9 protein-coding genes are annotated in these 12,065 nt (G+C 42.8%); 1 reads left to right on the forward strand and 8 read right to left on the reverse strand.

All coding sequences use genetic code 11. The features are described 5' to 3' along the window. The 8 genes from JUI58_RS25700 to JUI58_RS25735 form a co-directional block, all read right to left on the reverse strand. The coding region (locus tag JUI58_RS25700) for a DUF4114 domain-containing protein (protein ID WP_204106714.1) at positions 1 to 2,087 on the reverse strand (2,087 nt) is incomplete at its 3' end. Between the two features lie 434 nt (positions 2,088 to 2,521). Beyond that, positions 2,522 to 3,979 (reverse strand): HlyD family efflux transporter periplasmic adaptor subunit, encoded by a 1,458-nt coding sequence (locus JUI58_RS25705; protein WP_204106715.1) that lies wholly within the window; start codon positions 3,977 to 3,979, stop codon positions 2,522 to 2,524. 20 nt (positions 3,980 to 3,999) lie between these two features. Beyond that, positions 4,000 to 5,451: a M50 family metallopeptidase gene (locus JUI58_RS25710; RefSeq protein ID WP_204106716.1), complete on the reverse strand. Its 1,452-nt coding sequence runs from the start codon at positions 5,449 to 5,451 to the stop codon at positions 4,000 to 4,002. A gap of 123 nt (positions 5,452 to 5,574) precedes the next feature. After that, positions 5,575 to 6,594: a HAMP domain-containing protein gene (locus JUI58_RS25715; protein ID WP_204106717.1), complete on the reverse strand. Its 1,020-nt coding sequence runs from the start codon at positions 6,592 to 6,594 to the stop codon at positions 5,575 to 5,577. Positions 6,595 to 6,611: 17 nt separating this feature from the next. Next, positions 6,612 to 7,952, reverse strand: a complete 1,341-nt coding sequence (locus JUI58_RS25720; protein ID WP_204106718.1) for a hypothetical protein — start codon at positions 7,950 to 7,952, stop codon at positions 6,612 to 6,614. Positions 7,953 to 7,970: 18 nt separating this feature from the next. Further along, on the reverse strand, positions 7,971 to 8,891 hold the full coding sequence (gene argF / locus JUI58_RS25725; protein WP_204106719.1) for an ornithine carbamoyltransferase: 921 nt from the start codon (positions 8,889 to 8,891) through the stop codon (positions 7,971 to 7,973). 11 nt (positions 8,892 to 8,902) lie between these two features. Beyond that, a complete protein-coding gene (locus JUI58_RS25730; RefSeq protein WP_204106720.1) occupies positions 8,903 to 10,123 on the reverse strand; it encodes a MinD/ParA family protein in 1,221 nt (406 codons plus the stop codon). Further along, the gene (locus JUI58_RS25735; protein WP_204106721.1) at positions 10,093 to 11,685 is read right to left on the reverse strand and encodes a hypothetical protein; all 1,593 of its coding nucleotides are present in this window, start codon (positions 11,683 to 11,685) and stop codon (positions 10,093 to 10,095) included. The genes JUI58_RS25730 and JUI58_RS25735 overlap by 31 nt, the downstream gene beginning before the upstream one ends. A 163-nt stretch (positions 11,686 to 11,848) precedes the next feature. On the opposite strand from JUI58_RS25735, the gene JUI58_RS25740 reads away from it, so the two are divergent. Beyond that, complete coding sequence (locus tag JUI58_RS25740; RefSeq protein WP_204106722.1) at positions 11,849 to 12,022, forward strand: hypothetical protein; 174 nt, start codon at positions 11,849 to 11,851, stop codon at positions 12,020 to 12,022. Positions 12,023 to 12,065 lie beyond the last annotated feature (43 nt).

Below are 12,065 nucleotides of genomic sequence, written 5' to 3' on the forward strand. Positions count from 1 at the left end.
CCTGACACATCACGGATTTGTCGCCCATCAGGAATATCAAATTCATGGGTCACTGGTGCTACTGAATTATAGAACCGCTTAAAAATTCGTTCGAGAAGATCCTTAAAACCCGAACTGGTAGGATTACCAAAAATCCCCAAGAATGAACCCCAAGAAGGCGAAGAACCACCCCCAGAAGAACCCGAAGAAATGCCATTTGCAGCCCGTTCCATCGGCGTTACCTTGCCTTCCCCACTCCAAGTTAACGGCACAAACTGCAACTCTTTATCCAACTCCTCCTCTTTTATTGTCTTCGCTAAATGTACCGCCGCCGCAAGATTGAGTAAACCCGCACCCGTTTCCGCATCCCATCCCGGTGCATTCAGATCGATCGCAGTCTTCGTCAAAATATCTTTGACTTGACGGTAACTTAACTCGGGATTTGCCGCCCAAATTTGAGAAGCAGCCCCCGTAACCCGAGCCGTTGCAAAAGATGTTCCCTGTGCATCTTCTAAAGTACCATCAGCAACGATATCCAAACCATAGCCATAACTTGAGTATTCCGCACGATCAAAACCTTGCCAAACAGGAGCATCAGCATCAATTTGCTCGGCGGAGCCAACGGTGATGATATTATCAAACTGTTCGGAAGCCTGACCCAAAGCAGATATCACGCCCCCTTCGTTCCCAGCAGCAACCGCAACCAAGACATCATTTTGACGGGCATATTCCAAAGCTGCCATTTCCAAAGGCGTAAACTCGTACCGGGTGCTAATATTGCCCTCAGCATCAATTTGAGTCAAATCCATGCTCAAATTAACAACAGCATTAGGTTGTCCCGATTCTCGCGCCGCATCCACGAACTCAATCAAAGATTCAGCCCATTTACCCGAGCCTACAGCACGACCAACCCAAATCGGCGCATCATCATTAATATCGCTAAAACCATCTAAAACAAGATCGCCGTGGTTATCTCCTTCCCCCGCAGCCAAGAAAGGATCGCCATCGCCATCGATGAAATCGGAACCCGAAACGATGCGCGAATAGTCAATATCGGGATTATCGCCACTGAAACCGGTGTCGATGATGCCCACTAACGGCTGATCCGAGGTGGCAAAATCCGTTTGTAAAGCATCATAATCCGTGCCGTCCGTGTAAGCGCGGGCATAGGAAATCAACGCTTGACCAAAATCATCATTGCGCCAATCTCGCGCCGGATTCACCATCTCATCCATCAACGGCGCGTCTCCCCTTGCCCCGCGCACTTGGAAGACAATATCGTTATAGTCGCGATCGCTATTGGCATCCAGTCGCCAATCTTCCATCGCAAATGTATTCCCATCCCCCGTCACATCTGCCATGCGGGTTAGATACAAGCCATCCTCGGGGTTGGCGCTGTCGAGGGAAAATAACGGGGTCTTGCTCCCCCCGATCGCGGGATTATCGTAAACTTGCTCCACCGTACCATTGGGAACCAGCATCACTGCAAAGCGATCGCCGGAATTCATGGTCACGGTTTTTACCCCTTGGTAATCCCCCGAATTAAAGTCTGGTTCCCAGGTAGAATTGCTGAACTTAGCGCCCTCTGTGGCATCTTGAATGACTACATGACCGAGGGGAGAATCACTTAAAGCACGTTCGGCGGCGAGGCGGATAAACTCTTCCGATCCCACCTCAATATCGTCCATTCCTTCTAGGCTGAAGATGGCAATTTCGCCTTCATATTTACCGCCGTCAAAGAGAAAGTCAACTCCGACTTCTCCTGTTTCTCCCACAATGAAGACCCCTGGATTCTCTAACTTATCGGGAATAATCCAAGGACTCACATCATAGTCATCAACACTAATAGGAGACGGTTGTGCATCTGGAGAACCAACATCCTTACCATCGTCCCCACTTAAATCTTCTGCGATTCCATCATCCACATCATCGATATCCAGATCGAGATCGTCGCTAGAATCGTTAGGATTATCAACTAAAGCACTGGGGGTTAAAATTTGCTCCAGTACAAAGGATTGCAGAAAGCGATCGCCTTCCGGTTCCTCTTTTTTCTTTTTTCGAGACGGCGTAGCAAATAGGTTCTGTAGTATTTGTAATGAAAGTAACATGGGTAGATACTCGATCGGCTAAAGGATAAGCGAGAAATCAACAAAATTTGTTTTCTTCTCACTGGCGATCGCGAAACTCTGTAGGTTTTGAAGCAGGTTGTTGAAAATCTAGGTTGCGAATCTAGATTGTGAAGGCGATTGGCGCGGTTGTATGTGAATCAACGAGTTGTAGGTTTTAACTCGTTGTGAACTCTCTAAGTTCAAAAATAACTCTATGTTTTGTTAGCATACTCGATTCTTTTTTCTCTGGCAAGGGTTTTTTCAAAAAATCTAGTTTTTTTTATCGTCAGGACTCACGCAACCCTCTAAATCATCTGACTTCAGAGGATTTTCTCCCCCAAAATGGGCAAATTGCGTTGGCTGCATCAGTCCTAATCATAACTTTACAAACCTCTCCGATAAGTACAAAATACCTCAGTAAAATCACCGAATACCTAAAAATATTGCCGCAATTGCTTCCAAATTTCTCGCCACCAAATACGATAGCGAGGTAAACTTTCCACCTCAATAGACGCATCAGCTTCAGAATTAGGAGAAAGAATGCGATCGCGATTATCAAAAGTCGCCCTCACCTGCATTAATTGTTTTTGTCCCGATTCATCGCTTTCAAATACGGGTTCGATATCTTTAATTGTGCTATTAAATGCCTTAGCTTCAATCTCTCGCGGCTTCAATCTAACCGGTAATTCCCGCTTGCTTAAAAATTGTTGTTTCACCAACCCTGCATCTCCTTGATTAATTTTAATCGTAGCTACCATTTCATCGAGATTAGCCACCACTAAAACAGGTTTATCTTCAGTTATTTTTTGACCGATTTTTTGTGACAAATCTGGCGTAATAATTGTTCCAGCAAGAGGAGATTTAATGACAATATTTTCAGAATGCAGTTTTTCTAGCTTCTGCACCTCCGTTTCTAAAGTTTCGATAACAGGAAGTAAACTCTCCACTGTAGTTTTAGCTGCCGCCAATTGTTGCTGCAATGGGACTATATTGGCAGCTTGAGAAACAAACTCATCTTGATGGTCTTGTAAGCGTTCTTGACGATTTTCTTGCAGTAATTCTAACGCAGCAGATTTGGATTGAATTTGATGTTTTATTTCTATAGCAAGCTGATCTTGTTGTTGAATCTGGGCTTGTAAGGTGGCTTTTTGAGATTCTATATCTTTTATTTCCTTCATTAAAGAAATACGAGAAATTGCTTTCGATTCTCGCAATGCTTGCATGGCTGGCTTATCGTATTCTTGCTCAATACTTTCTACACCTTTTAATTGCTGTACCAGTTTAACTCGTTCGCTTTTAATAGTCTGTAATCGCGTTCCAATTGCATTAATTTCCTGCATGATTTGCTGTATTTCTGGCGCATTAGTACCGCGATTTAATTTACTGCGAAAATCCTCCTCGCGACGATAGGCGATCGCGGTTTGTTGTTGTTGTCCCATGAGTTCGGCTGCGATAATAGTAATCTGGGTTTTATGAGTTGCTAATTGTGCCTGCTTTTCCTGAAGTTGTGCCTTTTTTTGAGCAATTTCAGATTCTAAGGTGATCGCATCTACATCCGCAATATGCTGATCTTTTTCTACTTCTTCCCCATAACGTACCCAAAATTTCTTCACTTTCCCCGGAAAATCGAGAAAAATAGGTTGAGTTTGGTTCTCAGGGGATTTAAAACGAGCAATTCCTTTGACGTAAATCTTTGCAGGAGAAAGGATATAAACTCCTCCCACGGTTAAAATAAAGGCGATCGCGCCAATGCGAAACCAATTGCGAGGAGTGCGACTTTCCGGTTGAGGAGGGGATACAGGTGGAGAAGGAGGAGGTGTTCCTTTTGCCTGTTTTTGAGGAATATTCGCCGGAGGAACGGCTTTAAGAGGAGGACGAGAAGAAGATGACATAGTTATATTGCAAGATGTTGTTAACGAGAAGAAGAAAATAACTTAGAAAAGAGCCAATAGATGAGGGCGATCAAAAGAATACTTTGGCTTATTTGGGGCAGATTTACCCAAAACCATTGCAAAATTCGCAAGATTAAAAAGCCAAAAATGAACCAGAGATAAAGCAAACTTAAGGGTCCATATATCGCCAAAACCCAGCGCGTATTTTGTGGCTCTTGTAGGGGTTTTCCCGTGAAGAGATTAAAATAAAACGCTCTTGCTCGCGATCGCAGATTGAGAATTCCTGTCAATGCGACAAGGAAGTAATAACCATCAAATTTAGCCAGGGGATTTAAGTTAACAGCAAGGGTAAATAATGCGGCAATTAAAAGCAGATAACTGGTAATTTGTAAAGCACTACCGGGAATGGCAAAATTCCAGATTGTTAAGGCGATCGCAGCAATGGTCAGTTGTACGAGAATTCCCGCTCCAACCACTAATAAACGCTGCCAACGCGGGAGGCGATAAGAGTCCGTGGTGTTGGTATATGCGGCAGGAAATAGCATCATGAGTAATAAGCCGATTTCCGGTACGATACCACCAAAATGTTTCAGGGTAAAAGCGTGACCGAGTTCGTGGATGACAACAACAAAAAGCGAGAGAAAAATAAACGGTAAGATGAGAGAATTGCTGTAAGATTCCCATAATTTTGCCCCCGTATAGGCAATTTCTAAGCGCTGATTCCAACCGACGATCGCGCAACTGGTGAGAAATAAAGCCAAGCAAAAACCCGCCATTTTCGTCCACAACCAAGACAAGCGATCGATATAGAGACTTAAAAAGCGATCGGGGTCAAATAAAGGAATTTGCAGGTACAATAATTGTAAGGGATTGAGAGAAAATCCTTTTTTTGCAGGTGGATCGATGCCAGCAAGCATTCCCGTTGCAGCAAGAATTTGTCGCTGTTGTTGTAACTGTTGGCTGGGATAATTGCACCGATCTACAACAGTTTCGAGGGGAAATTGTTCGAGAAGTTGTATCGTTTCATAACTGTATTGGTTGAAAAAAAGATAAACTAAATTAGGGATTTGTTTCTGGATCAAACCCCATTTTGGTGTACCTTTAGGGTTTCGCAATAACCAATATCCGGCAGGATGTTCGATCCATTTGGCTTCTGGCTTTAAAGTGATATAAGGTTGAGCAATGCTTTCATTGAGAATACCTTCTGTGAGCAGGCGATCGCATAATTTCTCAACAAAAGTGGGGGAAATATCTGGATATTTTTGCCGACATTGTTTTTGGATTTGAGTAATGTTAAATTGTCCGGTAAAATGCCTCAGTGCATAATCTTCTTCAGCAGAAAGGGTTATTTCGTGAGGAGTTGAGGTCGATTTAAGCAAGCACTGCTTGTCCTCTTTCCGTTGCACGAGATGCCAATAGTCACGTAAGTCCGGACAGATGCACGAATCGGGATTTTGGTCGAGTACAGTCATGGCGCAGCGAAACATTAGAGTAGGGTTCCTTACTCTTCTCTTGAGATCGCCCCCCGTTTTATGCACTCACCAGATAATTTTTAATAAATCTTTACAAAGTTCTCTTCCTTTTGCAAGGTGGTACTATTGTTTTTTATTGCGGTTGCGCTTGCGAAGTTCCCGTGCTTTTACTTGTAACTCTTGAAAAAAATCTGATTCAACAATATCATTAACCTGCTTTTGACGTTTAACTTGATCGATCTCAATTTTCAAAACTTTGACTTGTTCTTTTAGTTTTTCTTCCCGTTTGCTAACCTTTTCTACCATCAGATCGAATACCGAAGCAAGAGTACCAATTTCATCAGAAAAGCGTCTCTGAATAAATGCAGAAAAATCCTGTTCGTAATTTCCTTCGCCGATTTGTTCCGCCGCTTTGGTAAAATTAGCAATGGGTTTAGTAATCACCTCGGATACTAATAAAACTAACACGAAAAGCGTACCATAAGTAATGCTAAAAGCAACAAGGATACGACTTCTTACTCCTTCTTGTACCTCATATACATAGTCAGCTTGAAAATCTACCCCGATCGCCGCGATCGCTTTTCCTGCTTCGTTTTTGAGAGGACGATACCCTGTAATCCAACTTCCCCAAGTGTCTTGATAGGGCTTATCTCTAAGAGTTAATTGGCTTAAACCTTGGTATATTTGGGTTTTTGGTTCGTAGTATTCAAGAAATTTTGCACCTTGAAAATTGCGAGATGTATTTGCAGCACTACCACTCCCCACAAAAACAATACTATTAGGTTTCGGACCTTTAACATAAGTATAAACATAAGCGCGAGGCTCTATCTTTTCCACAGTCGCTAACCATTGAACGTGTTCCCAATAGCGAGAATCCGTAACATCTCGATAGCCTTCCGGTCTGGGTTTTTTCGTCTTCGATAATGCCAATAACTCTGTCCCATTGACCCCTTCCGCAGCAGCCTGCATGGTATCGAGTAAATCTTCTTTAATTCGTCGCAATGCTGTTTCTGTCGCAAATTGATAAAACCAATAATAAGCAACAGCAAATACACCGCTAAACACGATGGTGAAGAGCAGCAACATCTTGACTCTTAGACCAAAAAATCGAATTAATTTATCGTTTTGTTTGATTTTTTTCATCTCTATTTTTCCTTATCCTAAAATTTTAGTTTATCAATGATACTTTGGCCGCGCTGTCGTCGTTTTAATCGCCAATTAAGTAAACTAATATCATAAAATTTCCGCATCTTGAAAATTGACCATAAAGTAAACAAAGAGGTTAACACGGCGATCGCCAGATAAACATAAAAATACAAGGATGTATTGAGGCGAATCCCAGTCCAAACAATAGCTCCTGTTATAATACAGCCAATAATCGTGCCGATGGCGAATAAATAACTATCCATAAACAAACTGACCCGACCGCGACGCTGCAAGGGAACCAGGGACTGAATTGATTTTCGGGCAGATTCATCAACCGTTAACTGAGTAAGTTTAGAAAGGGAGAAACCCCCGATTCCACCAATAGCGCCAGGAAAAATAATCATACTAACCGAGGCAATTAATTGTGCTAAGGGTAAAAAGAAAAAACTATTTTTTAACGAGAGAAATTCAAGAATACGACTGGTTAAAAACCCCTGGATAAACCACGCTACCGAGATCAATCCCAAACGATAAAGGCTGTAAAATCTTTGATAGCCGTATAGATCGGGAAAACTTTCATTGGAGACGACCAAAAAGCGAAATTCAAAAATAGTCAAACAAATATTAATGGCAATAATAGCAAAAGTGAGATAGCGAAAGGATAAAACCTCCCGCACGAAGCCGCCACCTTCGGTTAAAGTTTCAACGAGATTTTCAGGTTTGTATTGATTATTTCTTCGAGGCAAATAACTTAATCCTCCCTGCAAGACCGCATAAGCAATCAGATAAATTAAGACATTAAATAAAAGTAATTCTTCAACTTGCAAACCAAAATATTGCATGATACTGGGGGAAATGGCGGCGATCGCCAAACCGAGAATTTGCCCGGCAAAGTTGCCCGTGGCAATAATAGGAAATAAACGTTTAGCTTGAGCTAAGGTTAAAAGATCATTAGCTAAAATCCAAAAAACGAGGGGGAAAAATAATAATTGCTGTTCTGCGAGTAAATATAACAGGGTGTAATTAATGCCACTGGGGACTTTAAAGGTAAACATTAAACGCAAAATCAGTAGCAATATGCCATAAACAAAACACATCCAACTCATCAAATCGCGACGATTAAAGCGATCGACAAATAACGATTGTAATCCCGTTATAGCAATGGTTAATACCATATCCACCAACCAAACCAATAAAATGCGGTTGGCTCCCACGGTATTCAAAAAACCGCTCACGGCAACAACATCAGAAATCTGCCTAGCGAGGGAGTTACTGAGCAATAAAAACCCCAAAATGAGGACGAGAGTGCTTTCTCCTGGTTGAAGACGAAAAACGCGGGATAGAAATGTCTTCATAAATGGTAATAGAAATAATTAAGTCAATAGTTTAAGTAAGAGGGCTTTTTGTAGATGCAGGCGATTTTCCGCTTGTTGAAAAAGGCGAGAACGATCGCCATCAGCGACAGAATTAGTAATTTCTTGCTCTCGGTTGACAGGCATACAGTGCATGACGATGGCGCGATCGGGGGCAGCCTCGAGGAGGCGATCGTTAATTTGGTAGGGGGCGAGGATGCGTCCGCGATTTCCGGCTTCTACCTCATCGGTTTTGCCCCGAGAAATCCAGACATCGGTATAAAGAGCATCTGCGGTTTTAACGGCACGCTGAGGGTCATCAACGCGCCGAACAACGGTTTTCCCAGCTAGGGAACGGGCGAGGTTGAGACTGTCCTCATCCAAGCTATAAGCCTCGGGACTGCTAATGACCAAACGAAACCCCAATTTAACCGCCGCAAATAAGAGCGATCGCGCCACATCTTGGTTGCTACGTCCAAGATAAGCCATTTCTAAACCTTGTAAATGCCCGAATTCCTCATACAGGGTTAAAGCATCAGCCATCCCCTGACAAGGATGATTATAGGCAGTTAATCCATTGATAATAGGAATAGCCGACCATTGTGCCAATTCTTGCAGTTTTTGGTAATCGTTAATTCGCACCACGATCCCCTGAACATAGTTTCCAAAAGTACGGGCAATATCCGGAATAGATTCTCGTTTTCCCCAACCAATTTCTTGACCATGTAAGTACAAAGAGTCTCCTCCTAACTGTCTCATGGCAATTTCAAAACTGACCCGAGTGCGTAAAGAAGCCCTTTCAAAGAGCAAGGCCAGGTTTTGACCCTGTAAGAGGGTGGAATTCTCTGCTAAAACAAATTCCTGTTTGAGGGTTTTAGCGCGATCGATCAGTTGCATTAATTCCTGTGCAGGCCAATCCAAAAGCGAAAGAAAATGTTGCATGGAAATCTTTGTTAATGGTTCTCTTCTTCCGTCAGGACATCCCAGATTTGTGCATTTAACTTTCTACCTTGTTTGGGAGTAAGATAAGGTCGATAGTAAATTGTTCCTTGGTCTTCGACTTGTTTGAGTAATCCTTTGGCTAAGAGATCTGCCAAAATAGAATGGGCGATTTCGGGTTCGAGATGCGTCTGTTGTAAAATTTGCTCGAAGGTAATCGATCGCCGACGCAAGACGGAATGAAATAGAGTTCGTTCGCTTTCAGGAAGGTCGAGAAGGTCGAGAAGACTTAACCCCATAGTCGTTTCGTGTTCCTGTCGAGGAGCATTTTGCGGTATATTTTCCTCCATCATTCGCTTGACCAGTTGTTGAAATTCTGAAGCAGAAGGAGAGTTGCGATCGCACAAAGAAAAGATATTGGCAAAGATATTAGCAGCAATATTTTGTTTGTGTTGATGGGGTAACATTGTCTCAATCTGGGGAAGAGTATCTACGATCGCCGTATCGTAAGCCAAAGAAACTTGCTTTTTGAGCCAGAGGCGATCGATATCGGTTGGAACTCGATTCACCAGTAAACAGGTTTGGGGAATATCGAGTTGCTTGGCAACATCAAGAATAACAGCCGTTCCTTGAAAATCAGCCCGTTCTAACCCTAATACTAAACAAAGAGTATCGCACAACGCCAACAGAGATAAAGTTGTTTCATTTAATCCTGGATAAAGATCGATCAAAAGATAATTGAGATTGAAATTGGCGGTAATTTGATCGAGGAGGGTACTGAGGATTTTAAGATCGGAAAACTCCGGATAATGGGCTTGTCCTTGCCTGGATAAATCCCGAGCAAATAAGTAAATTTTACCAGTTATCTTTTCATCAATAATCCCAGAAAAATGCTCTTTCTTTACCTCCTGTCCGATCTCTGCTATGGTTGCCCGTCCTTGGATATAGTCTCCGAGATAATGAGATTTTTGCAGCCCGAAATATGAGTAAATTCCAGGTAAATTACTGGGAATTGCTAACTCGATATCTGCATCGATCGCACCGACTCGATAGCCTTCTCGGGCGATCGCAACGGCCAGATTAGCAGTTAAACTCGATTTTCCCGTTCCGTGACGAAATGAATGGACGGCAATAATCTTAGGCATGAGAGCAGTAGTGATGATGAAGTCGTCAGGATTATCATAGTTGAAATTCTTCTGGGAAATCAAACATCCGATCGCCCTTGTAGCAACCAAATCATCATTCCTCCTGCGATTAAACCCCCACTCAAACCATTATGACTGAACCCCGTTAATAAGCCTCCCAAGGTCATCGCAGCAATCCACCAATGCGATCGCGGTAGTTGTTTCCATAAAACCCAACGCCATTGTAAAGCCCCAACGATCGCCCCACCCAAGGACAAAAAGAGAGCCAAAAACTCCAGTTTTACCCCCACCAGTCCAGATAGTCCAAAAAAGAGGCTATATCCTAGCATTGTTGCCAAGATCCAGCGATCGCGGACATTATCCCTCCCAACTAATTTTTGTTGCAGTAGCAGAGATTGTAAACCCCCGGCACCTAACCCAATAACGCAACCATAAAAGCCGTGTCCCAATAACGCATCGATCCCCGATCCTCCCATGTCTGCAATGGTGAGAAACAGGAAAAAACCCAATGTTACTGTCAAACCCCATAAGGTTGCAAATCGCGACTCTTGAAGCGATCGCGCTGGTTTTTGTCGTCGTTGAGAAATATCGGGTAATAACCGACCCATTATCAGACCTTGAATACTGCTAAAAATGAGAAATCCAAGGATTATAACAAAGAGAAATTGCCCATTTCCCATTACTGTTTCCTCAACGTGCTGTCGGGTATTTGCTGCTTTCAAAACCGACATAATTCCTGACACAATACCAACTCCCGCGACAAGTCCGAGCAAATTCCCCCAGATCCACAACAAATCCTGTTCAATCGATTTTCTCAATACCCACCATTGCATCAATGTACTGGCAATAATTCCGACTCCCACACCTAATGGAGGAGGTAGAAAAGGCTGCGCGATCGCCCCTGCACCCAATCCCCCTAAAGTTGCAGGAATCCACCATCCCCCCAGGGAAAGGCGTTTTTGCAGGAGTGCAGATTGAGCTAAGGCGATCGTCAGGATACCCAAAAAAATCCCTAGGGTTGTATTGCGATAGAGACTGGGAACAATTCCTAAGAATAAGAGAATTTGTTGCAATACTAAATAGATTGCACCACCGCTCATATTAACAACAAGCCATTGTCGCCATAACGGTTTTTGGGATAGCGGCGTAGGAGGAATATGAGGGCTTGAGGAGACAGAAAGAGCATCAATTTCCCATTCTTCCCCCCATGTTTCCATTTCTTTTCTTTTCTTTTCTTTTTCTCTCCTGAGTTCAAAATTGAGTTTTAAAAAGCTGAAACACCTTTGAATATATCCCCAGAATTGATAATAAAAAGCAAGGGAAGCCCAACTAGGCGAAATAGGAGAAGGAATAGAGGGGACAGAGAGAGAAAATTCTTCACTCCAACTGGAATGAGAATCTCCCTGTTTATAACCAGAGATTTCAACACGATGAATAGCTTGAGGGGTCAGTTTGTCGAGAGATTGGTGTAAATAGTTGCTAAAAGTTGTTTGTTTAGGCACTTTGGCCGCTGCGATCGCTAAATACAAACACTTTTCTTCTAATGTCGCCGTTACAGTAATTCCTTTGGGCTGAAATTGACGGGCGAGTAATGCGGCGATCGCATCAGGATCTCCCTGTTTAGCTAATTCGAGTAAGTTGGTTTGAGTCATAAGATTGTGGGGAAGTAATACTAATATCCCTACCGAGAACATTGGTTTTTATTGTGCTTGAGTTCAAACTATCTAACGGCATTATCTTGCTCAAGTTCTTAACTTTTTTCTACATTTTGCTTTAAACTAGATTGGATAGAATCTATTTACAAGGATTATCGACATGGATCAACGCGATTTACGCAAATGGCATCGCCTGATTGCCCCGATTATTTTTTTACCTTTATTCGTCACAGCTGCAACAGGGGTAATTTGGGTTGCCCGCAGTTGGTTTGGAGTATCCGTTCAACAACCCCAACGCAAGGCGATGGGGATTGAGGGAGAAACCTTGATTTAAACCGTTGAATACTGCATAGAGTTTCAGCTTGGAACGCACTCTC

Source organism: Spirulina sp. CCY15215, assembly GCF_016888125.1.
In the GTDB taxonomy this organism is placed as follows: domain Bacteria; phylum Cyanobacteriota; class Cyanobacteriia; order Cyanobacteriales; family Spirulinaceae; genus CCY15215.